The sequence below is a fragment of the Polaromonas sp. P1_F9 genome (genome assembly GCF_056405615.1).
Genome location: NZ_JBFUBT010000002.1, coordinates 165,935 through 191,027, shown reverse-complemented (window position 1 = coordinate 191,027; position 25,093 = coordinate 165,935). Strand labels below are relative to the sequence as shown.

16 protein-coding genes and 1 riboswitch are annotated in these 25,093 nt (G+C 63.7%); of the genes, 5 read left to right on the top strand and 11 right to left on the bottom strand.

Annotation, left to right across the window (positions count from 1 at the left end):
• Positions 1 to 148: 148 nt before the first annotated feature.
• The 6 genes from AC1DYR_RS05960 to AC1DYR_RS05935 form a co-directional block, all read right to left on the bottom strand.
• Positions 149 to 922, bottom strand: coding sequence for an MBL fold metallo-hydrolase (locus AC1DYR_RS05960; RefSeq protein WP_477704279.1), 774 nt, complete (start codon positions 920 to 922; stop codon positions 149 to 151).
• Positions 923 to 970: 48 nt separating this feature from the next.
• Positions 971 to 2,116: an outer membrane protein assembly factor BamC gene (bamC, locus tag AC1DYR_RS05955; protein WP_477704278.1), complete on the bottom strand. Its 1,146-nt coding sequence runs from the start codon at positions 2,114 to 2,116 to the stop codon at positions 971 to 973.
• Between the two features lie 31 nt (positions 2,117 to 2,147).
• Positions 2,148 to 3,032: a 4-hydroxy-tetrahydrodipicolinate synthase gene (gene dapA / locus AC1DYR_RS05950; RefSeq protein ID WP_477704277.1), complete on the bottom strand. Its 885-nt coding sequence runs from the start codon at positions 3,030 to 3,032 to the stop codon at positions 2,148 to 2,150.
• Positions 3,033 to 3,137: 105 nt separating this feature from the next.
• Positions 3,138 to 3,737 (bottom strand): class I SAM-dependent methyltransferase, encoded by a 600-nt coding sequence (locus AC1DYR_RS05945; protein ID WP_477704276.1) that lies wholly within the window; start codon positions 3,735 to 3,737, stop codon positions 3,138 to 3,140.
• The gene (locus AC1DYR_RS05940) at positions 3,734 to 4,546 is read right to left on the bottom strand and encodes an SDR family oxidoreductase (RefSeq protein WP_477704275.1); all 813 of its coding nucleotides are present in this window, start codon (positions 4,544 to 4,546) and stop codon (positions 3,734 to 3,736) included. The genes AC1DYR_RS05945 and AC1DYR_RS05940 overlap by 4 nt, the downstream gene beginning before the upstream one ends.
• Before the next feature lie 191 nt (positions 4,547 to 4,737).
• Positions 4,738 to 5,958 (bottom strand): MFS transporter, encoded by a 1,221-nt coding sequence (locus AC1DYR_RS05935; RefSeq protein ID WP_477704274.1) that lies wholly within the window; start codon positions 5,956 to 5,958, stop codon positions 4,738 to 4,740.
• A gap of 190 nt (positions 5,959 to 6,148) precedes the next feature.
• Between AC1DYR_RS05935 and AC1DYR_RS05930 the strand changes: the two genes are divergently transcribed.
• The 3 genes from AC1DYR_RS05930 to parC all read left to right on the top strand — a co-directional run bounded on the left by AC1DYR_RS05930 (position 6,149) and on the right by parC (position 11,470).
• The gene (locus tag AC1DYR_RS05930) at positions 6,149 to 8,119 is read left to right on the top strand and encodes a DNA topoisomerase IV subunit B (RefSeq protein WP_477704273.1); all 1,971 of its coding nucleotides are present in this window, start codon (positions 6,149 to 6,151) and stop codon (positions 8,117 to 8,119) included.
• On the top strand, positions 8,119 to 8,991 hold the full coding sequence (locus AC1DYR_RS05925; protein WP_477704272.1) for a lytic transglycosylase domain-containing protein: 873 nt from the start codon (positions 8,119 to 8,121) through the stop codon (positions 8,989 to 8,991). Before AC1DYR_RS05930 ends, AC1DYR_RS05925 begins: the two co-directional genes overlap by 1 nt.
• Positions 8,992 to 9,118: 127 nt before the next feature.
• A complete protein-coding gene (parC, locus tag AC1DYR_RS05920) occupies positions 9,119 to 11,470 on the top strand; it encodes a DNA topoisomerase IV subunit A (protein ID WP_477704271.1) in 2,352 nt (783 codons plus the stop codon).
• A gap of 90 nt (positions 11,471 to 11,560) precedes the next feature.
• Here parC and AC1DYR_RS05915 read toward each other — a convergent pair whose 3' ends face one another.
• From AC1DYR_RS05915 to AC1DYR_RS05895, 5 genes are all read right to left on the bottom strand, one after another.
• Positions 11,561 to 12,073 carry a 6,7-dimethyl-8-ribityllumazine synthase gene (locus tag AC1DYR_RS05915; RefSeq protein WP_477704270.1) on the bottom strand — a complete coding sequence of 171 codons (513 nt, stop codon included), beginning with the start codon at positions 12,071 to 12,073 and terminating at the stop codon, positions 11,561 to 11,563.
• 127 nt (positions 12,074 to 12,200) lie between these two features.
• A riboswitch (FMN riboswitch) is annotated at positions 12,201 to 12,362 on the bottom strand.
• A 104-nt stretch (positions 12,363 to 12,466) separates the two neighbouring features.
• The gene (locus AC1DYR_RS05910; RefSeq protein WP_477704269.1) at positions 12,467 to 12,919 is read right to left on the bottom strand and encodes a RidA family protein; all 453 of its coding nucleotides are present in this window, start codon (positions 12,917 to 12,919) and stop codon (positions 12,467 to 12,469) included.
• Between the two features lie 229 nt (positions 12,920 to 13,148).
• Positions 13,149 to 14,063, bottom strand: a complete 915-nt coding sequence (locus AC1DYR_RS05905; RefSeq protein ID WP_477704268.1) for a transglutaminase family protein — start codon at positions 14,061 to 14,063, stop codon at positions 13,149 to 13,151.
• Between the two features lie 17 nt (positions 14,064 to 14,080).
• On the bottom strand, positions 14,081 to 16,870 hold the full coding sequence (locus tag AC1DYR_RS05900) for a circularly permuted type 2 ATP-grasp protein (protein ID WP_477704267.1): 2,790 nt from the start codon (positions 16,868 to 16,870) through the stop codon (positions 14,081 to 14,083).
• 184 nt (positions 16,871 to 17,054) lie between these two features.
• Positions 17,055 to 20,657 carry a transglutaminase family protein gene (locus AC1DYR_RS05895; protein WP_477704266.1) on the bottom strand — a complete coding sequence of 1,201 codons (3,603 nt, stop codon included), beginning with the start codon at positions 20,655 to 20,657 and terminating at the stop codon, positions 17,055 to 17,057.
• Between the two features lie 286 nt (positions 20,658 to 20,943).
• Between AC1DYR_RS05895 and AC1DYR_RS05890 the strand changes: the two genes are divergently transcribed.
• The gene (locus tag AC1DYR_RS05890) at positions 20,944 to 23,502 is read left to right on the top strand and encodes a DNA internalization-related competence protein ComEC/Rec2 (protein ID WP_477704265.1); all 2,559 of its coding nucleotides are present in this window, start codon (positions 20,944 to 20,946) and stop codon (positions 23,500 to 23,502) included.
• A 90-nt stretch (positions 23,503 to 23,592) separates the two neighbouring features.
• Positions 23,593 to 25,092 (top strand): circularly permuted type 2 ATP-grasp protein, encoded by a 1,500-nt coding sequence (locus AC1DYR_RS05885; protein WP_477704264.1) that lies wholly within the window; start codon positions 23,593 to 23,595, stop codon positions 25,090 to 25,092.
• Position 25,093: the final 1 nt, after the last annotated feature.

Below are 25,093 nucleotides of genomic sequence, written 5' to 3'. Positions count from 1 at the left end.
GCAGCCGCTGCTACCGCCGCTCCAGCCAGCGCTGCGAAGTAATTCTTCAGCGAGTCGAAAAAAGCCGCCGCGAGGCGGCTTTTTTTATGGGCGCTTGGTTGCCGCCATGGCCGGCATGCACCTGCATTGCAGGGCCCGCGACGCTTTTTCAGATATGGATCCAGCGTGTGCCGACGTCGGGCCTGGCCACAATGATGTCTTCCGCGTCCCAACCCACGGCTGCGGCCATCAGGTCTTGCACCAACTCTGGCCGGTTGTTTTGCGCGCTGAGATGGGCTGCCACCAGGTGACGTAGTCCGTGATGCATGACGCCGCGGACAACATCCGCAGCGGCCGTATTGGAGAGATGTCCATATTGACCGCCCACACGCCGCTTCAGGAACGCGGGATAGGACGATTGGGCCAGCATGTCGGAATCGTGGTTGCACTCCAGCATCAGGGCATCGCAGCCGCCAAGGTGTTCCAGGACATGCGAAGTGGCATGGCCGAGGTCGGTCAGAATGCCCAGCTTCGCCGAGCCGTCGGTACAGCTGAGCTGCAAGGGTTCCCGGGCGTCGTGGGGCACCGTAAAAGGCGTCAGCTGCATGCCGCCGAGGTCAATGGCTTTCCCGTCGCGTGCCTTGTGCAGCAACCCGTCAAAATCCGGTGCCCCTATGCCTGCGTGAGTGCCATGGCTCATCCAGACCGGGATCCGGTAGCGAAGCGACAGTGACCGGGCGCAGCCAATGTGGTCACCATGCTCGTGGGTGATGAACACGGCGTGGATGTCTTCGGGTTGCAGCCCCGCCTCACCGAGCCTGTAGAGCAGGTGCTTGAGCCCCAGCCCGCAGTCGACAAGAATGCGAAGCGGCGTGATTCCCGACGCTTCAACCAGTGTGGCATTGCCTGAACTGCCACTGCCCAGGCTTTTGAACCTCAACACACCGGTATGGAATCGTCAGTCGGGATGAACAAGGTCACGAACCGGGATTTACCGCAAATCGTCGGCAATCACCTGAATGATGCGCTGGGCATTGGTCGATGCTTCAGGCGCACCCTGGGCATTGAGAACCGACACCGTGGTGCTTTCGCCCTGGCTCTTGACCGCGATGCGGTATTTCAGTGGCGGCACCGCCGGTGGCGAGCCGCTGAACAGCTTGCTGAAGAAACCGGGCTCAGTCTTGTTCACAATGGGCTCGACGTAGCGCACGAAGTAGGTTCCCTGGCTGCGGTCGCGGTCTTCAACCGTGAAGCCGGTGCGGTCCAGCGCCAGGCCGACGCGGCGCCAGGCGCGTTCAAAGCCTTCGTCGATCTGCACGACGGGCTGGTTGTTGACCGTGGCGATCCGCGAGGTTTGTTTGTTCGCACCGGCGGCCACCAGGGCCTTCGATTGCTCTTGCGTGACACCCAGCTTGACCATCAGGCGGCGCAGGAATTCGGCTTCCAGCTCCGGGTCGGCAGGGCGGGGTTGCCACATGGTGCTGTCCCCGCCGGTGGAGCCTGCCTTGACGCCGGTCAGCACCTCGACCATGCCGCGGTGGCTGACATAGATTTCCGTGCCGCCATCAGGGCGGCGCTCCAGCCGTGTGCGGAACTTGTCGCGCTCACCGGTGGAGTAAAGGCTGTCGAATACTTTGCCGATGGTGTTGCGGATGAAATCCTGCGGGAGCTTGGCGCGGTTTTCCGCGTAATCGGTTTCCATGATGCCGAGGTTTTCCTGGTCCTGCGACAGCAGGAAGCCGCTTTCCAGCCAGAAATCGCGCACGGGTGTCCAGAGCTTGTCTGCAGGCCGGTTCACCACCAGCCAGCGCTGGGTGCCTGCGCGTTCGATGCGAACGTCGCCCACGGTCACAGCTGCGGTTTGTACGGCCTGGGTTGGCTGGCCCACCTGGTAGCTGCTGGCGGACACCGCAGTGCCGGGCACCACATAACGGGTTTCGCGGCTCAGTTGTGTCAGGTCGGGAGGGACCGCCAGGGAAGGAGCTTTGGCGCCGCTGCTTTTGTAGTCGACGCGTTCGCCTTCCATCACATCCCTGATGGAGGAGCAGCCGGCGAGCAGGCCGAGGGCAACCAGTGCAGACACGGTTGCGGCGCTCCGGGCTTTGGAAAATGCAGGATGTGTTGGCAATATCTTCACTTGGGTTCCCTTAAAAATCAGATCAGGCAAATCAGATCAGGCCGCAGATGCGCAGGGCGCTTTCCACGGCGGCTTCGTTCGATGTTTCCAGCGGCGTCATCGGCAGGCGCAATGTGCCGCCGCAAAGGCCCATCCGGGCCATGGCCCACTTGACGGGAATCGGGTTGGCTTCGACAAACAGGTTTCGATGCAGCGGCAGCAACTTTAGTTGCAGCTCCATGGCGCGGCGGGCATCGCCGGCCACGGCGGCCACGCACAGCTCGTGCATGAGGCGCGGCGCGACGTTCGCCGTCACGCTGACATTGCCCTGGCCGCCGCAAAGCATCAGCGCCACGGCGGTCGGGTCGTCGCCTGAATACACGGCAAAGCCCTTGGGCACTTCCTTGATCAACCACTGCGCACGCTCGATGTTGCCGGTGGCTTCCTTGATGCCGACAATGCCCGGCACCTGGGCCAGGCGCAGCACGGTGGCATGCGCCATATCGGCGACGGTGCGGCCGGGCACGTTGTAAAGCACGGTGGGCAGGTCGCCAACCGCTTCCGCAATCGCCTTGAAGTGCCGGTACTGGCCTTCCTGGGTGGGCTTGTTGTAATAGGGGACAACCTGCAGCTGGCAGTCCGCGCCAACGCCTTTGGCAAATTTGGCCAATTCGATGGCTTCGGCCGTTGAGTTGGCGCCGCAGCCGGCCATGATGGGCATGCGCTTTTTGGCCTGCTCAACCGACACCCGGATGATTTCGCAATGTTCTTCGACATTGACGGTTGGGGATTCGCCGGTGGTGCCGACCACGCCAATGCAGTCGGTCCCTTCGGCAATGTGCCAGTCAACCAGCTTGCGCAGGGTGGGGTAATCTACGCTGCCGTCGTCGTGCAAGGGCGTTGCCAGTGCAACGATGCTGCCAGTAATGGGTTTCATGCTCTGCTTGTAAACGTTCGCGGCCATGCAGGTATCTGGGGTGTTCCGGCCTGAACAGCTTCAAGCCGGCCCCGGAAAAGGCCAATCCTGCATTCTACCCAGAGCCTAGGTCAGTCTATAGCGGGGTGGCCCCCCATCCGCGGTATGAAGGGGGGCGGATAAACCCGCAGTGGTGGCTGATTCGCGGACGGCGGCGATGCGCTGGACAAAGCGCGGCGGACGCTCCTCAAAACCCTCCTCGAAGGCCACCACTCTCAAGCCCTGGCAGACCTGCAGCAATTCACCGGGACGCAGCAAAAAGTCGGGGCGTGAGGGCTTGCCCACCGTTTCATTGCCCTGCGTAAAAGTTTCGTAAATCAGCACGCCACCCGGCGCCAGACTGGCCAGCAGCGTGGGCAGGAGCGGCCGCCACAGGTAATTGGTGACGACGACGGCCGCAAACTGTCGTCCTTCAAAGGGCCAGGGGCCTTCTTCAATATCGGCCACCACGGCCTCAACCGCTTGTGCGGGAAGCGAATTTGCTACGAATTCGATAGCTGCTTGAGAACAGTCCACAAGGGCCAGAGGGTGATTTTGTTCATAAAACCAGCGAGCGTGGCGGCCGTAGCCGCAGGCCACATCCAGCACCAGGCCGCGCTCAGGCACCAGGTGCGCCCAGCGCCGCACCCAGGCGGAGGGTGGTTCCGTGCCGTGCGCCGTGGTCATGTTGGCTTTACGTCGTCTTTGAGCGCAGCGAGCGCCATTTCTTCGACCCGGCCCGGCGCGATCAGCTTGAGCCAGCGGCCCAGCTTGCCCTTGGCCGTCATGACGACTTCGCGGTCGCGGCGCTCCATGCCCTGCACGATCAGCCGTGCGCATTCTTCCACGCTCATGGCGTCGTCTTCTTTCAGGCCGCTGGCACCTGCCGCCACGCCGGCCGCGTTAAAGCCGCGGTGGCGGATGCGGGTGGCGACCACGCCCGGGTAGGCCGTCGTTACGCTGACCCCGGCCGTTTTAAGCTCGGCGCGCAATGCCTCGAAGAAGCCCGTCATGGCGAATTTGGTGGCGCTGTAGGCGGTGCGGCCCGGCACGCCGATCAGGCCCGCCAGGCTGGAGACCGCCACGATGCTCCCGTGGCGCACTTTTAAATAGGGCAGGGCGGCATGGGTGCACCAGACACTGCCCCAGAGGTTGATGCGCATCAGCTGTTCGTACCAAGCCAGGTCCTGGGCCTTGACATCTTCAAAAAGGGCTTGTGCCGACATGCCTGCGTTGTTGATCAAGGCATCGATTTGCCCGAACCGGCCGATGGCGGCGGCCACCAGCTGGCGGCATTGGTCTTCATGCGACACATCGGTCTTGACGGCCAGGGTCAGCGCCCCATGGGCAACGCATTGGCCCGCAACCTCATTGAGCAGTGCTTCATTGCGCGCGGCCAGCACCAGCGCCACGCCGGCGCCGTGGGTTTTGGCCAATTGCCGCGCCATTTCAGCGCCTATGCCGTCCGAGGCTCCGGTAATTACTATTGTTTTCATAGCTGCTTGCGCCCGTCCTGATTGGGCCGCAGCCCAAAACACACATAAAACCCCTGGACAGGGCCTTGCACTAGAAGCAGGCCCAGACCTGGTTGGCGAGTGTGAACAGGAAATCCGGCCGTGTGTAGAGGGCAAACACCCCCAGCGACGCGATGATCGCGAGCGTCCACAGGCCGATTCTTTTGGCCATGTCAGGCCCCTTGGGGCACGGCCGCGCGTGCAATCGGTGATTCACGCACAGGCAGGTTCACCAGCGCGGCAAACACGCCCAATGCAATCGCGATGTACCAGACGATGTCGTAGCTCCCCGTGCGGTCATATAAGTAGCCGCCCAGCCAGACGCCCAGGAAGGAACCGATCTGGTGGCTGAAGAAGATAAAGCCGCCCAGCATCGACAAGTGCTGGATGCCGAAGATTTGCGCCACGACGGCGTTGGTCGGCGGAATGGTCGACAGCCACAGCAGGCCCATCAGGCTGGCAAAGATGTAAACGCTCAGGGGGCTAAGCGGCGCCGCCAGGAACACCGCAATGACTACCGCGCGCGAGAGATAAATCGTCGCCAGGATCTTGCGCTTGGCAATTTTCTGGCCCAGCGAGCCCGCAATATAGGTGCCGAACACATTAAAGAGGCCGATCAGCGCCAGCGCATAGCTTGCCACCTGGGGAGACAGGCCCTTGTCCTTGAGGTAGCTGGGCATGTGCACGCCGATGAACACCACCTGGAAGCCGCAGACAAAGTAGCCCGCCATCAGCAATTGAAAGCTCGGGTACTTGAAAGCCTCGCGCAGCGCCTGAAGGATAGTTTGCTCACGCTTGGCGGGCTGCCCACCGGTGAACCCACTTTCGCGCAGGCCCAGCGCCAGCGGCGCAATCAGCAGCACCGCGCCGCTCAGCACCAGCAGAGCCTCTTTCCAGCCCAGGCTGCTGATCAGGAAACCTTCGGTCGGCACCATCAGGAACTGGCCGAACGAGCCCGCCGCCGCGGCCACGCCCATGGCCCAGGAGCGCTTGTCGGCTGAAATATTGCGCCCGATCACGCCGTAAATCACGGCATAAGTGGTTCCGGCCTGTGCGGCACCAATCAGCACGCCGGCAGTCAGGGTGAACAGGAAACCGGTGGGTGACAGCGCCATGCCCACCAGGCCCAGCCCGTACAGCAGCGCGCCGCCCACGATCACGCGGAAGGCGCCAAAGCGGTCAGCCGCCATGCCGGCGAAGATGCCGAACACGCCCCAGGACAGGTTTTGCACCGCCAGCGCAAAAGCAAAAGTCTCGCGCGTCCAGCCCTGCGCCTGCGTGATGGGCTGTAGCCAGAGGCCAAAACCGTGGCGAATGCCCATGGACAGCGTGACGATGGTGGCGCCGCAGATCAGGACCTGCAGCATGGAGAGTTTTTTGGTTTCGGTGGTCATGGACGGGCCGCCGCGAGCGGCGAAAAAAGAAAGGTCTGGAGCGGAGAACGCGCTATCTGCCGACTGTAACGAAAATGGCAAAACACTGCCCGGGCCGCACTTCGTTCCGTGTCTCAAATCAGGTTGACTGTATGTCTATACAGTTACTTTGCCGGCCCCGACTACAATTGCGGCAATTCTTTCATCTGCCATGGCTGACAAACTACCCACCGAATATTCCGAAGGTTCGATCCGCGTGCTCAAGGGCCTGGAGCCCGTCAAGCAGCGCCCGGGCATGTACACCCGCACCGACAACCCCCTGCACATCATCCAGGAAGTGCTGGACAACTCCGCCGACGAGGCCCTGGCCGGCTTTGGCAAGAAGATCAAGGTCACGCTGCACTCTGACGGCTCGGTCAGCGTGGATGACGACGGCCGTGGCGTTCCTTTCGGCCTGCACCCTGAAGAAAAGGTGCCGGTCATCGAGATCGTCTATACCCGGCTGCACGCGGGCGGCAAATTCGACAAGGGCAAGGGCGGCGCCTACAGCTTCTCGGGGGGGCTGCACGGTGTCGGCGTGAGCGTGACCAATGCGCTGTCCAAGCGGCTGGAAGTCACCTCTTACCGTGAAGGCATGGTCGCCCACCTGGTGTTCTCGGGCGGCGACGTCATTGAAAAGCTGCACCTGCGCAAAAACGGCGAGGGAGACCGCAAGACGGGCACTACCGTCCGCGCCTGGCCCGATTCCAAATACTTCGAATCGGCCGCGCTGCCCATGGCCGAGCTCACGCACCTGCTGCGCAGCAAGGCGGTGCTGATGCCCGGCGTCACGGTCACGCTCACCAACGAGAAAACCAAAGACACCCAGACCTGGCTCTACAAGGGCGGCCTGCGCGACTACCTGATGCAGACGCTGACCGGCGACCCGGTGATCCCGATGTTTGAGGGCGAAGGTTTTGCCGACGCTTCGCACGAGAGTTTTGCCGAAGGCGAGGGCGCGCAGTGGTGCGTGGCCTTCACCGAAGAGGGCCAGCCGGTGCGCGAAAGCTACGTCAACCTGATTCCCACCAGCGCCGGGGGCACGCATGAAAGCGGCCTGCGCGACGGCCTCTTCAATGCCGTCAAGAGCTTTGTCGACCTGCATTCGCTGCTGCCCAAGGGGGTCAAGCTCTTGCCGGAAGACGTTTTTGCCCGCGCAAGCTATGTCCTGAGCGCCAAGGTGCTCGATCCGCAGTTTCAGGGCCAGATCAAGGAACGCCTCAATTCACGCGACGCGGTGCGGCTGGTATCCAGCTTTGTGCGGCCGACGCTGGAGCTTTGGCTTAACCAGCACGTCGACTACGGCCGCAAACTGGCCGAACTGGCCATCAAGGCCGCCCAAACCCGGCAGAAAGCCGGCCAGAAGGTCGAAAAACGCAAGGGCTCCGGTGTCGCCGTGCTGCCCGGCAAGCTGACCGACTGCGAAAGCCGGGACCTGGCGCACAACGAAGTCTTCCTGGTCGAGGGCGATTCGGCCGGCGGCAGCGCCAAGATGGGTCGCGACAAGGAAAGCCAGGCCATCCTGCCGCTGCGCGGCAAGGTGCTCAATACCTGGGAGGTCGAGCGCGACCGCCTGTTTGCCAACACCGAAATCCACGACATCGCGGTCGCCATCGGGGTGGACCCGCACGGCCCCAATGACACCCCAGACCTCTCCGGCCTGCGCTACGGCAAGGTCTGCATCCTGAGTGACGCCGATGTGGACGGCTCGCACATCCAGGTGCTGCTTTTGACCCTCTTTTTCCGCCACTTCCCCAAATTGATCGAATCAGGTAATGTCTATGTGGCCCGGCCGCCGCTGTTCCGGGTAGACGCGCCGGCCCGTGGCAAAAAACCGGCATCCAAGGTGTATGCCCTGGACGAAGGCGAGCTGATTGCCATTTTGGACAAGTTACGCAAGGATGGCGTAAAAGAAGGTGCCTGGAGCATCAGCCGCTTCAAGGGCCTGGGCGAGATGAATGCGGAACAATTATGGGAAACCACACTCAATCCTGACACCCGCCGCCTGTTGCCCGTGCAACTGGGCAACCAGGATTTTCTGCAAACCGAGACGCTCATCACCAAGCTGATGGGCAAAGGCGAGGCCGCAGCGCGCCGCGAACTGATGGAGTTGCACGGTGACGCCGTGGAAATAGATATTTGATGAATTCTTTTTTGACGTTGTATTCAGCCTTGCCGCGCCTTGCACGCCTGTTACGCGCGCTGGCCCTGCCCCTGGCCGTCTTTGGGCTGGCTACGCTGTTTGCGGCGCCAGCCCGGGCCGACATCTGGGGCTATGTGGACAAAGACGGCATTGCGCATTTTTCGGCTGTGCGGCTGGATGAGCGGTATGAGCTTTTCTTCCGTGGCGCTGAAAGTTTCAGCGCAGGCGACAACGTTGCCAAAAGCGGCAAAGCCGTCGGCAACGGCGCCAACCGGGCCACCGGCGTGGCCAATGCGCCGCCCAAGCTGCTGGCTTATTTTGATGTGTCGCCCAATTACAAGGCCGTCAAGCACCTGTTGCGCGAAGCTTCCGCCAAGCATGGCATCGACTACGAGCTGCTGCAGGCCCTGATCGCCACCGAATCCGGATTCAACACCCAGGCCGTTTCGCCCAAGGGCGCGGTCGGGCTGATGCAGTTGATTCCACCAACAGCGGAGCGCTACGGCGTGCGGGCTACCAAGGATTCCACCATCCACAAAAAGCTCACCGACCCCAAGACGAATATCCGGGCGGGCTCCAGCTACCTCAGCGACCTGATTGCCATGTTCCCCGGTCAGCTTGAACTGGCGGTCGCGGCCTATAACGCCGGCGAGGGCGCCGTGCAGCGCGCGGGCAACAAGATCCCCAATTACCCTGAAACAAAAAACTACGTCAAAACCGTGATGCAGCTCTATAACCACCTCAAGCCGCCCAGCATGATGGCCGGCCGTGTCCGCATGGAAATGATGGGCGGCGCAACCGGCCGCAGCAACATGGTGTCGCCCACTGTGGTCTCCACCGCTACGGCAGAGGCCCAGCCCGAGCAGAACTGAGGTCACAATGCGCCGTGTGTTCAGCCCGGCAGCCTGAAAAACGGCATTCCTTTTGTAACCCTGTGCCAGCCGCACCCGCGTGTGCCGGCATGCGTCACGCCACCTTACCCGCCAAGCCAAACTCAAGATGGATCTCTTTACACCGGACGCAGTAGCCCCTATTCCCGAACCCGCCGACCAGGATTCCCTGGCTGCGTACGCGCAGCGGGCTTACCTTGAATATGCGCTCAGCGTTGTCAAGGGCCGCGCCTTGCCTGACATTTGCGACGGCCAGAAACCAGTGCAGCGCCGCATCCTGTACGCGATGCACCGGATGGGGCTGTCGTTCACCAACGCTGCGCCTGCGGGTCCGAAGGCGCGCAAAAGCGCCAAGGTGGTCGGCGACGTGCTGGGCAATTTCCATCCGCATGGTGATACTGCTGCTTACGATGCGCTGGTGCGGATGGCGCAGGATTTCAGTCTGCGCTATCCGCTGATCGACGGCCAGGGAAATTTCGGCAGCCGTGACGGTGACGGCGCGGCCGCCATGCGCTATACCGAGGCGCGCCTCAGTCCGATCGCGCGCCTGCTGCTTGACGAAATTGACGAGGGCACGGTCAACTTCATGCCGAACTATGACGGCACGACGGAGGAACCCAAGCTGCTGCCGGCACGCCTGCCGTTTGCGTTGCTCAACGGCGCCAGCGGCATTGCCGTCGGCCTGGCCACCGAAATCCCCAGTCACAACCTGCGCGAAGTGGCCGACGCCTGCGTGGCACTCATCAAGACGCCCAAGCTCAGCGACGAGGAGTTGTACACGCTGATCGCCGGGCCCGATTACCCGGGCGGCGGCCAGATCATCTCGAGCAGCGCGGAAATCGCGGCAGCTTACAACACGGGCCGCGGTTCGCTCAAGGTTCGCGCGCGCTGGAAGATTGAAGAACTGGCGCGCGGCCAGTGGCAACTGGTGGTGCAGGAACTGCCGCCCGGCGTCAGCACCCAGCGCGTGCTGGAGGAAATCGAAGAGCTGACCAATCCCAAGATCAAGACCGGGAAAAAGGCCCTGAGTCAGGATCAGGTGCAGCTCAAGCAGACCATCCTGGCCGTGCTCGATGTGGTGCGCGACGAATCCAGCAAGGACGCCGCTGTTCGCCTGGTGTTCGAGCCCAAGACCAGCAAGATCGGCCAGTCCGAACTCATCAATACCCTGTTGGCCAACACCAGCCTGGAAAGTTCCTCGTCCATCAACCTGACCATGGTCGGGCTGGACGGCAAGCCGACGCAGAAAAACCTGCGGCAGATGCTGCTGGAGTGGATCGAGTTCCGCCAGACAACGGTGCAGCGCCGTTCGCAGTTCCGCCTCGACAAGTTGCTGGCACGCATCCACATTCTTGAAGGCCGGCAGCTGGTGCTGCTCAACATCGACGAGGTGATTGCCATCATCCGCCAGTCGGACGAACCCAAGGCTGCGCTGATTGCGCGCTTCAAGCTCACCGATGTCCAGGCCGATGACATTCTCGACATCCGCCTGCGCCAGCTCGCACGACTGGAAGCCATCAAGATCGAGCAGGAGCTCAAGACCCTGCGTGAAGAGCAGGGCAAGCTCGAGGAAATCCTGGCCAGCCCGGCCGCCTTGCGCCGCCTGCTGGTCAAGGAAATCGAGGCCGACGCCAAGCAGTTCGCCGATGCACGCCGCACGCTGATCCAGGCCGAGAAAAAAGCCGTACTCGAAGTCAAGGTGCTCGACGAACCGGTCACTGTGGTCATCAGCGACAAGGGCTGGGTGCGCGCACGCAACGGCCACGGACATGACCCGGCAGGCTTTGCCTTCAAGTCCGGCGACGGGCTTTACGGTACCTTTGAATGCCGCACCGTCGACACGCTGCTGGCCTTCGGCTCACGCGGCCGCATTTATTCGGTGCCGGTGTCTTTGCTGCCCGGTGCGCGCGGCGACGGCCAGCCGCTTACCACCCTGATCGACCTGGAGTCCGGCACGCAGCTGGTGCATTATTTTGCGGGCCCGTCCAATGCCGCATTGCTGCTGAGCGCCAGCGGCGGCTACGGCTTCCTCGCCACGGTCGAGAACATGACGTCGCGCCTCAAAGCCGGCAAGGCCTTCATCAGCTGCGCCGAAGGCGAAACCATTTGCAGGCCGTCGCACGCCGCCTTCAACAGCGGCGCCGCGCCTTTGGTGCCGGCCACGCATGTGGCTTGCGCCTCGACGAACGGCCGTATCCTGACCTTTGAAATCGCCGAACTCAAGATGCAGGCCGCCGGCGGGCGCGGCCTGATGCTGATCGACCTTGAAGCCAAAGACACTTTGGCCGGTGCAGCCGCTTACACGCGCAGCGTGAAGATCGAAGGCATTGGCCGCGGCGGCAAGGCGCGCGAGGAGACGCTGGAAATCCGCAGCCTGAACAACGCCCGTGCAGCGCGCGCGCGCAAGGGCAAGGCGGCCGACCTGGGCTTCAAACCCACCGGCATCAGCCGCGTTGAGTAAAACTGACTGAAGGCCATAACTGGCGGGCGCAAGAAGCTATTGATTTAATAGCAAGATGCTGCGCTCGCCGGTCTGCCAGCTATCCAGCAATCAAGCTGCCAAGAGCAGATCAAGCTTCTTCAGGCCGGCCACCGTCTCCAGGCAGGCTTGCGCCACTTCCTTGCCCTTGGTCAGGAAATGCGCGGTGAAGAACTTGCGGTGTTCGTCATGCTCATGAAAATGCTGCGGCGTCAGCACCGCTGAAAACACCGGCACGCCGGTTTCCAGCTGGATGCCCATCAGCGCGCTGATCACTGCATCGGCCACAAACTCATGGCGGTAGATGCCGCCATCGACCACCAGCCCGCAACAGACCACGCCTGCATAACGGCCCGACTGTGCGAGTTTTTTCGCGTGGAGCGGAATCTCGAACGCGCCGGGCACTTCAAACGTGTCGATGGATTCAGCGGCGACGCCTTGCCGGGCCATCTCGGCCAGGAAGGCACCGCGGCCCTGATCCACGATGTCTTCGTGCCAGGACGACTGGATAAAGGCGAAACGTGCCTTGGTGGGTGCGCCGCCCGAACGGGAAGCTGAAGGTGGGGAAATATCTGTCTGACTCATGGAATCCTCTTTGCCAGGTGTTACCAGAATCAGGGCGCACGAGCCTGCGGCCAGCACGTGGGAGAACCAACAGCCGCTGCGGAGAACCCGCACCCAGCCATAGGCGCCCACGGCACAGCCGTAAACATCGCGCTCTCTTTCATCCGGACTGTGACCGTCGGCTTTGGAGTTGAACCAAATCTGCTGACCCTGGTTGCCATGTGAAGCACGGCAACCAGGCGCTCGCGGGCTGATGCAGTCGCCTGCAAACACCGCCGGTGGGGAATTTCACCCCGCCCTGAGAACGCTGCCCGGCGAAATGGCCGAGCGCTACGAGTTTAAGCCGGGCCGCCAGATAGCGCTTGTCGCCGGCGCGTCGGCCCCACAGCCATTGCGGGTGCTGCGGTAGCCGGCTTATTCGACTTCAGCAACCAGGTCGATTTCGACGCAAGCGCCCATGGGAACCTGGGCCGCGCCAAAGGCGCTGCGTGCATGCTTGCCGGCGTCGCCGAAGACTTCTGCAAACAACTCGCTGGCGCCATTGGTCACCAGGTGCTGCTCGGTATAGTCGCCGGTCGAGTTGACCAGGCTCATGAGCTTGACGATGCGCTTGACCTTGCCCAGGCCGACGGCGGCTTCGAGTGTGCCCATCAGGTCGATGGCGACCGAGCGCGCGGCGGCCTTGCCTTCTTCTGTCGTCATGTTCTTGCCGAGCTGGCCGACGAGGGGCTTGCCGTCCTTCTTGGCAATATGGCCGCTCAGGAACACCAGGTTGCCGGTCTGCACGAAGGGCAGGTAAGCTGCCAGGGGCGTTGCCACGGTGGGCAGGGTGATGTTCAGTGCTTTCAGCTTGTCGTAGGCGCTCATGATGGTCCTTTTGGTGAAGAAAAATGGTTCCTGCCCAATGGGAGAAAGCGCGAGCAGCTATGTTTTTGATAGCAAATGAGGCTGCGCGGCCGGCTGGCAGTGCAGGGAATTGTAGGATGGTGCCCGGGTTCCGGAGGCCTTTGGGGTCATGAAAGGAATTGATGGAGCGGTGGCGCAGTCACGTTTGAGGGTGCGTTGCTGGAGGAGCCACCAGCCTTGCGAAAACCGGTCAGTTCCCGGCGCTTGCCAACGGCTCCACCGTAACGGCCACGTCGAGGACGTGCTGTGCGCCGCCGCGTATCACACCGCGCATGGGCGATACATCGAGGAAGTCGCGGCCGATGGCCAGCGTGACGTAGTCTTCACCAGGTGCGCGGTTGTTGGTGGGGTCGAAGTCGAGCCAGGCGCCGAGGCCGGGGCAGTACACCGAAGCCCAGGCATGCGAGGCGTCGCTGCCCACCAGCCGTGGCTGGCCGGGCGGTGGCGTGGTGAGAAGGTAGCCGCTGACATAACGCGCCGGCAGGCCCATGGCGCGGCAGCAGGCCACCATGATGTGCGCGAAATCCTGGCATACGCCTTTGCCCAGCTTGAGCGCCTCGAGCGCAGGCGTGCTGACTTCGGTGCTCTCGCTCTCGTAGGTCATGGCGCTGTGAATGCGTTCCATCAGGTCGCGCGCCGCCTCGGGCAGCGGCCTGCCCGGCAGGAAGCTGGGGCGGGCAAATTCGATGAAGGCATCGTCGCGCGGCACATAGGGTGAGGCGAAGAGGAATTCGGAGGCGCTGTCGTAAGCCGCGCCGGCGCGGTAACGGAACTGTTCGCGCACCTGCTCCCAGGCGGGCGATGCAGGCTTGCCCGTGGACAAGGTCGCTTCTGATTGCAGCGGGTTGAGGGCCGATGTGGAGACAATGCTGTCGGCCACCACGGTCAGGCTCTCATGTGCCGCCTGCAGGGAAAAGTAGGTGCGCGTGTTGCCGTAGACGTCTTCGGTTTCGCGCAGCTGGACCGGTTCGGGATTCACCCGCAGCGCATAGTCCAGCAGGGTCTGGCCGTTTCGGCTGGCGGGCTTGAGGTGCACCACATGGTGCGCGTTTTCCACCACCGGGGTATAGCGGTAACGGGTTTCGTGAACGACATGAAGCAGCACGGGAAAACTCCTAGGGCTCAGGCGCCCAGGCTCTGGCTGGCAGAAGCCGCGTGGCTGAAGTAGCGGCGGCTCAAGGTGTCTGACAGCTCCAGCGCGGCATCGCAGCATTGCTCGAGCAGCTGCACCAGCCGCCCGTCATGTTGCCCGCCGTTTTCATCTTCGCTTTCACCGGTGCTGGCCTGCGCTTCCTGGCACAAATCAGCCAGGGCCCAGCTGCCGGGGTCGGGCAGTTCCATGGCCAGGTCGGGCATGTCGCCCGGCGCGCTGCCCGCCAGCTTGGCAAGGCGCCCGCGCAGGGTCTGCACCACCCAGCCGAGGGAGCGCGGGTTGTCGCGGTCCAGCACCAGCAGGTCGAGCAGGGCCGGGATGTCGCGGCGCTGCTGGTACTGCGCGTGGAAGGTGATGGTGCTGTCGAACAGCGCCACCATGGCGTTGAAGCCGCCTTCCTCAAAGACCGATCCGGTTTCGAAACCGCGCACCAATGCGCCCGCCAGGGTGTTGAGCCGTTCAATCAGCCGGCCCACGCTCAGGAGGCGCCAGCCGTCGTCGCGTGTCATGCGGTCGGTTTGCGCACCCGTCATGGCTGAGAGGAAGCCGCTGGCCGACTCGAGCGCCCGCAGCGCCTCGACGGAAGAATATTCGAGCAGATATTGGCTGGATTGGCTCTGGCTTTGCCCACCCTGGCTTTGGGTCTGGCCCACAGCGCTGAACGATGAGCAGCGCTGGAAGAAGTCGGTCTCGGTGCGCACGATCATGTGCCACTGTTCCTGCGACAGCCGTTCGCGCACGGCAGATGCGGCGCTCTTGAGGGCCCGCAGGTTAAAACCGACGCTGGCGGCCTGTTCGGTGTCGGCCAGGTTGGCGATCAGCGCGCGTTCGAAGACACGGCGCGCATGCGTGGCCGGCGGCACGGTGTCCAGCACCAGCGCATTGCCGACGGCCATACTGGTCAGCCAGGCCAGCAAGGGCTGCGAGGTCTGGTCTTCGCCGCCCAGGCATTGCAGCGTGATCTGCGCCAGCCGCGTGGAGTTTTCGGCACGCTCGGTGTAGCGGCCCAGCCAGAAAAGGTTTTCGGCCGCGCGGCTGGTCACGGGCGGGCGGTGGCGCAGCGGCGCAGCGGCCCAGGCAGGCGCCGGCTGCTCGGTGCGCGGCGCGGTGGTGTGTTCGGCCGCCGCCCTGGCTGCCGATGGATCGCCCAGCACCCACACGTCGGCGCTGCTGCCGCCGTGCTGCATCGACGACATGTTTTCGTTCTTGCCCGCCAGCCGTGCCAGCCCGCCCGGCAGCACCTGCCAGGAGCCGTTGCCGTCGGCCACCGCAAACACGCGCAACATGGCCGAGCGCGGGGAAATCCGCTCGCCCTGCCAGGTCGGCGTTTGCGGCAGAGGCAGATAAGCCTGCACGGTGAAGTCTTCGCCCCGGCGAACAATGCGGCCGGCCCATTCGTCCAGTGCACGGCGCGACAGGGTATGGCCGATGACGGATTCCATGCCGGTGCCCGGGTAGGTCGGCTTGATCACGCAGGTCTTGAGCTGGCTCAGCACGTCCTGCATTACCGCCTGCTCGCCGCACCACCAGGTGGCCAGCGAGGGCAGGGCCAGGGTTTCACCGAGCAGGTGCTCGGAGAGTGCGGGAAGAAAGCCGAGCAGCGCGCTTGATTCGAGGAAGGCCGAGCCCGGCGTATTGACCACCAGCACATTGCCCGCGCGTATCACCTGCAGCAGGCCGGGCACGCCCAGTGTGGAGTCTGAGCGCAGTTCCAGCGGATCGAGGAATTGGTCGTCCAGGCGCTTGAGCAGCCCATGCACCCGCTCCAGGCCGCGCAGGGTTTTCAGGTAAAGCTTGTCATCGCGCACCAGCAGGTCGCTGCCCTCGACCAGTGTCAGGCCCAGGAAGCGCGCCAGGTAGGCGTGCTCGAAATAGGTTTCGTTGTAAGGCCCCGGCGTCAGCAGCACCACGCGGCTTTCCTCGTTGCTGTCCGTCGGGCTCATGGCCTTGAGGCCATCCACCAGCGCCTTGTACGACGCGGCCAGCCGCTCCACCTTCATTTCGCGGAAGGCTTCGGGGAACAGCAGTGAAATCGTCAGGCGGTTTTCCAGCAGGTAGCCCAGGCCCGAAGGCGCCTGCGTACGCTGCGACACCACCGACCAGCGGCCGTCGGGGCCGTGCGCGATGTCGAAGGCGGCAATGTGCAGATAGGTGCCGCCGGCCGGCTGCACGCCCTGCATGCCGCGCAGGTAACCCGGGTGGGCATGCACCAGCGCGCTGGGCAGCAGGCCTTTGGAGAGCAGCTCCTGCGGGCCGTAGATGTCGGCCATCACGCGGTCCAGCAGGCGGGCGCGCTGCTGGATACCGGCCTCGATCTGCGCCCAGTCGGCGGGCGAGACCATCATGGGGAATAGGTCCAGCGACCAGGGCCGCTGCGGGCCGTTGGCGTCGGCGTAGACGTTGTAGGTCACGCCGTTGTCGCGGATCTGGCGGCGCAGGTTGGCGGTGCGGTGGTTCAGGTCGTAAAAGCCGTCGCTGCCGAGGAAGTTGAAAAAGCGCGTCCAGTCGGGCGACAGCGCGTCGTCCGTCCCCGCCGCCGGGGCGTCGGGCCGGGCGGGGGCGGTTTCAGGGGGGCTGCCTGCGGCCCGCAGCGCGGGCTGTGCCGGCGCGGCCGTTTCCACGGGCACGGGGCCCTCGGACACACGGCCCCGCAACTCATCGAAATGCCCCGCCGCCGCATGGGGCGCCAGCGCGGCAGCCAGTGCACAGGGGGATTCAAGCGACTGGGCGGCAAAAAGTGACTGGGTGTTATTTTCCACGTGGGTGCAAGTATGCCTGTGGCCCATCCCCTGCAAGGCTCAAGGCGGGTTCAATGCGCGGCCAAATGGCTATTTATGCCGCCTGTGCATGCAAATGTTGCAGCCATAAGACAGCCGTTGACGGTACGGGGAGGTGCTTCGCCCGGGGCTCTCAAGCTCCCGGGCGATTGCCGCCGGCACAGATTCAGCGCAAATCGAGCGTGAACGGGAACTCCCGGCTCGGCTGCGCCGGCGCGACGCGCATCTTGCCGGGTGTATGGCCCATGCGGAAAAAGCGCGTGAGGCGGCGGCTTTCAGCCTCGTACGAATTGACCGGCAGCGTGTCGTAGCTGCGCCCGCCCGGGTGCGCCACGTGGTACTGGCAGCCGCCCAGCGAGCGTTCCATCCAGGTATCGACGATGTCAAACGTGAGCGGCGCATGCACGCCGATGGAAGGGTGCAGGGCCGAAGGCGGGTTCCAGGCCTTGTAGCGCACACCGGCCACATATTCGCCGACGCGGCCGGTGCTTTGCAGCGGCAATGCACGGCCGTTGACGGTGACGACATAGCGGTTGTCGTTCAGGCCCGTCACATGCACTTCGACGCGTTCCAGCGATGAATCCACGTAACGCACCGTGCCGCCGGCCGAGCCTTCTTCGCCCATCACGTGCCAGGGCTCCAGCGCACTGCGCAGCGTCAGTTCAATGCTGTTGGCCTTGACCTGTCCGATCAGCGGGAAGCGGAACTCGAAGTGCGGTTCGAACCAGGCCATGTCGAAGGCGTAACCTGCCTCGCGCAGCTCGGTCAGCACGTCTTCAAAATCCATGCGTATAAAGCCCGGCAGCAGGAAGCGGTCGTGCAGCTCGGTGCCCCAGCGCGTGACACGGCCGTGGTAGGGCTTGTTCCAGAAGCGCGACACCAGCGCGCGCAGCAGCAGCTGCTGGGCAATGCTCATGCGCGCATGCGGCGGCATTTCAAACGCGCGCAGCTCCAGCAGGCCCAGGCGCCCGGTGGCGGAGTCGGGCGAATACATCTTGTCGATGCAGAACTCGCTGCGGTGCGTGTTGCCGGTCACGTCGACCAGGATGTTGCGCAGCGTACGGTCCACCAGCCAGGGCGGCATGTCGGCGCCATACTTCTTGCGGTTGTTCTCGATCTCGCGCAGGGCGATTTCCAGTTCGTACAGCTGGTCGTTGCGGGCCTCGTCCACGCGCGGCGCCTGGCTGGTCGGGCCGATGAACATGCCCGAGAACAGATAGCTCAGCGACGGATGGTTGTGCCAGTAGGCGATCAGGCTGCCCAGAACCTCGGGCTTGCGCAGGAAGGGGCTGTCGGCGGGCGTGGCGCCGCCCAGCACAAAGTGGTTGCCGCCGCCGGTGCCGGTGTGGCGGCCGTCGGTCATGAACTTCTCGGCCGACAGGCGCGTTTCATGCGCGATCTTGTAGAGGAATTCAGTGTGCTCCACCAACTCGCCCCAGTTGTAGGCCGGGTGGATGTTGACTTCAATGACGCCGGGGTCGGGTGTGACCTGCAGCATCTTCAGGCGCGGGTCGCGCGGTGGCGGGTAGCCTTCGAGCACGAGGCTCACGCCCAGCGATTGCGCCGTGGCTTCCACCGCGGCCAGCAGGTCGAGGTAGTCTTCCAGCCGCTCCATCGGCGGCATGAAGACATAAATCGCACCCACTTCGCCACGGCCCGACTTGTTGGCCTTGCTGTCCGGGTCGGCCTTCGGTTTGTCTTTCGGGCCATTGGCGCGGGATGGGTCTCGTACTTCCACGCAGAGCGCGGTGCGCGTGAGCCATGCGGCCGATTCAAAGGGTTTGGGCGCGCGATCGTCGGCAGGCGTTGTTGCCTCTGCGGCCGGCTTGCCATTCAACCCGTCCGTACCGTTCGTTCCGTTGTTTCCCAGCGGGCGGAATTGCAGGATGCGGCTGGCTTGCGACAGCGCGGTATTGCCCGTCATGTAGCGCGCCATGTACTGCGCGAGCGAACTGGCGCTGCCGCCTGCCGAAGGGGCTGCCGGTGTGGCGCCACTGGGCGCACTGAAGCTGCCGTTGTAGCGCGCGGCCAGTGCGGAAGCCGCCGGCAGGTCTTGCCGCGGCGCAAATGGGTCGGACTCGATCATGTAGGGGTAGTCGGTCTTGGACACCCAGGGCACCGAATCCAGCGGCAGGCGATAACCCATGGGCGAATCGCCCGGCATCAGGTACATGCGTTCTTCGCGGAAGAACCAGGGGCCGGTGGTCCATTTGGGCCCACTCAGCGCGGGCGAGGCACCGGCGTTTCTCTGCTTGAGCTGCTCTTTGGTCTGCAGCGGCAGCACATAGCCCACCACGGAATCCAGGCCCTGCATGAAGACGCGGCGCAGGCGTTCGCGCTCCATGGCGTCGTCCAGCTTCGAATCAAACGGGTCGACGTTGACCGGCAGGCGGCGCTCACGCCAGAGGTAGTACCAGGTATCTTCATAGCCCGGAGTGATGTAGGTGGTGGCCAGGCCCAGCTTGCCCGCCAGCGTCTGCACAAAGCGCTGCGCATCGGCGCTGGTGTAGTTGCAGGGCTGGCGTTCGTCGGCAAACAGGTTCGGGTTTTGCCAGATCGGCTGGCCGTCCTTGCGCCAGAAAATGCTGAGTGCCCAGCGCGGGAGTTGCTCGCCCGGGTACCACTTGCCCTGGCCGAAATGCAGGAAGCCGCCTTCGCCATATTCGGCGCGCAGCTTTTGCACGAGTTCGGTCGCATAGCCGCGTTTGGTCGGGCCCAGCGCGTCGATGTTCCATTCGGCCGCGTCGCGGTCGGTGGTGGCCACAAAGGTCGGCTCGCCGCCCATGGTCAGGCGCACGTCGCCGGCCGCCAGGTCTTTATCGACCTTTTCGCCCAATGCCAGCACCGCTTGCCATTGCTCCTCGGTGTAGGGCTTGGTCACGCGCGGCGATTCGTAGATACGCTGCACTGCCATGTGGTGCTCGAACTCGACTTCGGATTTGTCGACACCGCCTTCGACCGGCGCTGCGCTCGACGGCTCGGGCGTGCACGCCAGCGGAATGTGGCCTTCGCCGGCCATCAGTCCCGAGGTCGGGTCCAGGCCGACCCAGCCGGCGCCGGGCAAAAACACCTCGCACCAGGCGTGCAGGTCGGTGAAATCGGCTTCCGCGCCGCTGGGGCCGTCGATGGATTTGACGTCGGCTTTCAGCTGGATCAAATAGCCCGAGACAAAGCGCGCGGCCAGGCCCATGTGGCGCAGCAGCTGCACCAGCAGCCAGCCGGTGTCGCGGCAGGAGCCGCAGGCCAGGCGCAGGGTTTCTTCGGGCGTCTGCACGCCGGGCTCCATGCGAATGGAGTATTTGATGTCTGACTGCAAGCCCTGGTTCAGGCCCACCAGGAAATCGATGGTGCGCTTGGGCGTGCGGTCGATTTTTTCAAGATAACGCTTGAGCAGCGGTGTGGCCGGCTGGGTGGCCAGGTAGGGCGCCAGTTCGCGGGCCTGCAATGCGTTATAGGTAAATGGGAATTCTTCGGCAGCGGGCTCAAGAAAGAAGTCAAACGGGTTGAACACCGCCATTTCCACCACCAGGTCCACCGTGACCTTGAACTCGCGCGTCGGCTCGGGAAACACCAGCCGGGCCTGGTAATTGGCAAACGGGTCCTGCTGCCAGTTGATGAAATGCCCGGCGGGCTCAACCCTGAGGGAATACGACAGCACCTGCGTGCGGCTGTGCGGCGCAGGCCGCAGGCGCACGACTTGGGGACCGAGTTTGACCAGGCGGTCGTATTTGTAATGCGTGATGTGGCTCAGGGCGACGTGGATGGACAAGGCAGCCTCGCTTTTAAAGGAACGGGCGTGTAACCACGCCCTCGGAAAATACGCTCAACAGACCGCCACATCTTGCGGTCTCAGGAACGCCGTGTAAACAGCTTACCCGGATTTGGTGGCATTTCTGAAAGCAAGAGCTGCGCCACGTGGTCTCTTTTTGCTCTCTGATGGCTCCCCGATATCTCTCTGGGGGGCGAGCAGCTGTTTGCTGCTGTCGGCTGGCAGCCCCGCTTTCCCGTTAAGCTCAAAGCGTGAGTGCATAAAAACAAGTCAAAGGGAGGCAGGTTTGAATCGACCTGTATCAGCCGAGGTGCGGCTGCGTGATGCAAGCCCGGGGCCGGTGTTTGCCGGTTTTATTGCGGGCGTTGCCCTGCAGCTGCAGCAGTCCGCCTTGTGGCCGCAACAGATTTATGCCGCCATGGCGCTTCTGGCCTGCACCGTGGCGGGCCTGTACCTGCGCTTTGGCAGGCTGCGCCTTCCTCCATGGGGCAGGGTGGTTTCGGCCTTTGCCCTTGCTGCCTTGCTCGGCGTGGGCCTCACGGGCTGGCGTGCCGGCGCCTTTCTGTCTGCGGCGCTCAACCCGGCGCTGGAGGGCCGCGATATCGAGGTCACAGGCCAGGTGCTGGCGATGCCGCAACCCGGAGAAGACGGGCTGCGCTTTCGCCTCGCCGTGGAATCCGCGCGCCTCAATGGCGGCCAAGTCACCTTGCCGCCGCACATCATGCTGGGCTGGTATTCGGGCTTTGCCGGGCGCGAGCCCGCCGTGCCGGCCCAAGACGCCGACCCGTCCGAGATAGCGCTGGCCTTGCAGCGCCAGCCGCAAGCCCTGCGCGCCGGCGAACGCTGGCAGATGACGGTGCGGCTCAAGGCGCCGCATGGCAACAGCAACCCCTATGGTTTTGACTACGAACTCTGGCTGTGGGAGCAGGGCATACAGGCTACCGGCTATGTGCGTGCCGGGCCGCGGGACACACCGCCGGTAAAACTCTCCAGCAGCTGGCAACACCCCATAGAGCAGACCCGGCAAGCCGTGCGTGAAGCGATCTTTCAGCGCATCGAAAACCGGCAGCTGGCCGGTGTCATTGCCGCGCTGGTGGTTGGCGACCAGGCCGCCATCGAGCGCGCCGACTGGGATGTGTTTCGTGCCACGGGCGTGGCCCACCTGATGAGTATCTCCGGGCTCCACATCACCATGTTCGCCTGGGCTGCCTCACTGCTGATCGGCGCGCTTTGGCGGCGATCAGCGCGTTTCACGCCGCGGTTGTGCCTGGTGTTGCCGGCAGCCGCTGCAGGTGCCTTGGGCGGCTTGCTGCTTGCCACCCTGTATGCGCTGTTTTCCGGCTGGGGCGTGCCCGCGCAGCGAACCATCTGGATGCTGGCCACCGTGATTCTGCTTCGGCAAGGCGGCAGGCAGTGGCCCTGGCTGCAGACCTGGCTGCTGGCCATGGCCGTGGTAGTGGCCCTGGACCCGTGGGCGCTGATGCAGGCCGGGTTCTGGTTGTCTTTCGTTGCGGTGGGCGTTTTGTTTGCTACAGATTCAGGAGCTGCTCGCGCTCATGGGGAAAGGGCTGCAGCCGAATTTCACTCAAAAAATCTGCCTGAAGGCAGGCGCTGGTGGCAGCACCGGCCCAGGTGGCTGGACGGCGTTGCCCGCGCCATGCGGGAGCAATGGGTCGTCACGCTGGCACTCACGCCCCTGTCGCTGCTGCTGTTCAACCAGGTTTCGCTGGTCGGCCTGCTGGCCAATGCCGTGGCCATTCCGGTGGTAACACTGCTCATCACGCCGCTGGCTTTGCTGGGCGTGGCGTGGGCACCGGTGTGGTCGCTGGCGGCATGGTCGGTCGGCGGGCTGGCAGTGTTTTTGCAATGGCTGGCGAGCTGGCCGCTGGCCTCCATCAGTGTGGCGGCGGCACCGCTGTGGTGTGCGGTTGCCGGCGTGGCGGGCGGCGGCCTGCTGGCCACGCGGCTGCCGCTTCATTTTCGGGTGCTGGGGGTTCCCCTGCTATTGCCCGTGCTGTTGTGGCACCCGGTGCGCGTGGCGCCGGGTCAGTTTGAATTGCTGGCCGCGGACATCGGGCAGGGCAATTCCGTGCTGGTGCGTACGGCAAGCCACACGCTGCTGTATGACGCCGGCCCGCGCTTTTCGCGCGAAAGTGATGCCGGGCACCGCGTGCTGGTGCCGCTGTTGCGCGCGTTGGGGGAGCGGCTGGACATGCTCATGATCAGCCACCGCGACATCGACCACATCGGCGGGGCCCAAGCCGTCCTGGCCATGCAGCCAGAAGCCAGCCTGGTGAGTTCGATTGAAGACGGGCATCCGCTGCAAACGCTGCGCAAAGCCAGCCGCTGCATGGCCGGCCAGCGCTGGGAATGGGACGGCGTGGCATTTGAGGTGCTGCACCCCGTAGCCGCTGATTACGACGCCGCCAGCAAGTCAAACGCCATGAGCTGCGTGTTGCGCATCTCCAGCAGCATCGCTGGCGGCAGCCGCACAGCCCTGCTGGTCGGCGACATCGAATCGCCGCAGGAACTCCGGCTGGCGGCAAGCGTTCCGGCCAGCCTCAGGGCCGACTTCCTGCTGGTACCCCACCACGGCAGCAAAACATCGTCCAGCGCGGTGTTCCTCGATGCCGTCAGGCCGCAGTGGGCGATGGTGCAGTCGGGTTACCGAAACCGTTTCGGCCACCCGGTGGAGTCCGTGGTGGCGCGTTATGACGAGCGCGGCGTACACCTGGTGAAATCGCCGCAGTGTGGGGCTGCTACGTGGCAAAGCCTTCGTCCGGACGAGATTTTGTGCCAGCGGGAGCAGGGCAGGCGCTACTGGCATCATGTGCCTGAGCGTTAAAAAAATGAGCGGACGCACCGCCTTGGCGCATAACTTGCTAAGCTACGTTAAAACAATTGCCATGCGCATAACTTGCTGGAGATCAAGCCAATGAGCCGACCGATGTTCGACGAAATGAACGCCACGGAGTCCAGCGTCCGTGAGCATTACCAGGGTTACCAGCGTTGGCTGGCCCGGCAGCCTGCCGACGTGATGCAGGCCCGCCGCGCCGAAGCTGAAATGATTTTCCGCCGGGTCGGCATCACTTTTGCGGTTTACGGTGCCAAGGACGAAGACGGCGCCGGCACCGAACGCCTGATTCCCTTTGACCTGATTCCCCGCATCATCCCCGCCCACGAGTGGGCCAGCATGGAAAAAGGCCTGGTACAACGCGTCACCGCGCTCAACCGCTTCATCCACGACGTGTACCACGGCCAGGAAATCATCAAGGCCGGCGTGGTGCCGTCCGAGCAGATCTTCCAGAATGCGCAGTTCCGACCCGAGATGATGGGCGTTGATGTGCCCGGCAATATCTATTCGCACATCAGCGGCATCGATATCGTCCGTGCACCCGACGCGCAGGGCAACGGTGAGTACTACGTGCTCGAAGACAACCTGCGCGTGCCCAGCGGCGTGAGCTACATGCTGGAAGACCGCAAGATGATGATGCGGCTTTTCCCCGAGCTTTTCAGCGAAAACCGCGTTGCACCTGTTGCGCATTACCCCGACCTGCTGCTCGAAACCCTGCGCGGCATGGCGCCGCCGGCCACGGCCGAACCCACGGTGGTGGTGCTGACGCCCGGCATGTACAACTCGGCCTATTTTGAACACGCCTTTCTGGCGCAGCAAATGGGCGTCGAGCTGGTCGAGGGGCAAGACCTTTTCGTCAAGGACAACTTCGTCTACATGCGCACCACGCGAGGCCCCAAACGCGTCGACGTGATCTACCGCCGCGTTGACGACGACTTCCTCGACCCGCTGGCCTTCCGCCCCAATTCCACCCTGGGCTGCGCGGGCCTGCTCAATGTGTACCGCAGCGGCAATGTCTCGCTGTGCAACGCCATCGGCACCGGCGTGGCAGACGACAAGTCGATTTACCCCTACGTACCCAAGATGATCGAGTTCTACCTTGGCGAAAAGCCCATCCTGAAAAATGTGCCGACCTACATGTGCCGCAACAACGAGGATTTGCAGTACACCCTGGCCAACCTGAAGGACCTTGTCGTCAAGGAGGTGCACGGCGCCGGCGGCTACGGCATGCTGGTGGGGCCAGCTTCCACCAAGGCCGAGATCGAAGAGTTCCGCGCGGCCTTGCTGGCCAATCCGTCGGGCTACATTGCGCAACCCACTCTCAGCCTGTCGACCTGCCCCACGTATGTTGAAAGCGGCATTGCGCCGCGCCATATCGACCTGCGGCCTTTTGTGCTGAGCGGCAAGGAAGTGCAGATGGTGCCGGGCGGCCTCACGCGCGTGGCGCTCAAAGACGGATCGCTGGTGGTCAATTCGTCGCAGGGCGGCGGCACCAAGGACACCTGGATATTGCAGGACGGCTCGTCCATGCAGTACCAGTCCCAATCGCAGTCGCAGTCGCAATCCCGGGGAGGAAAATAAT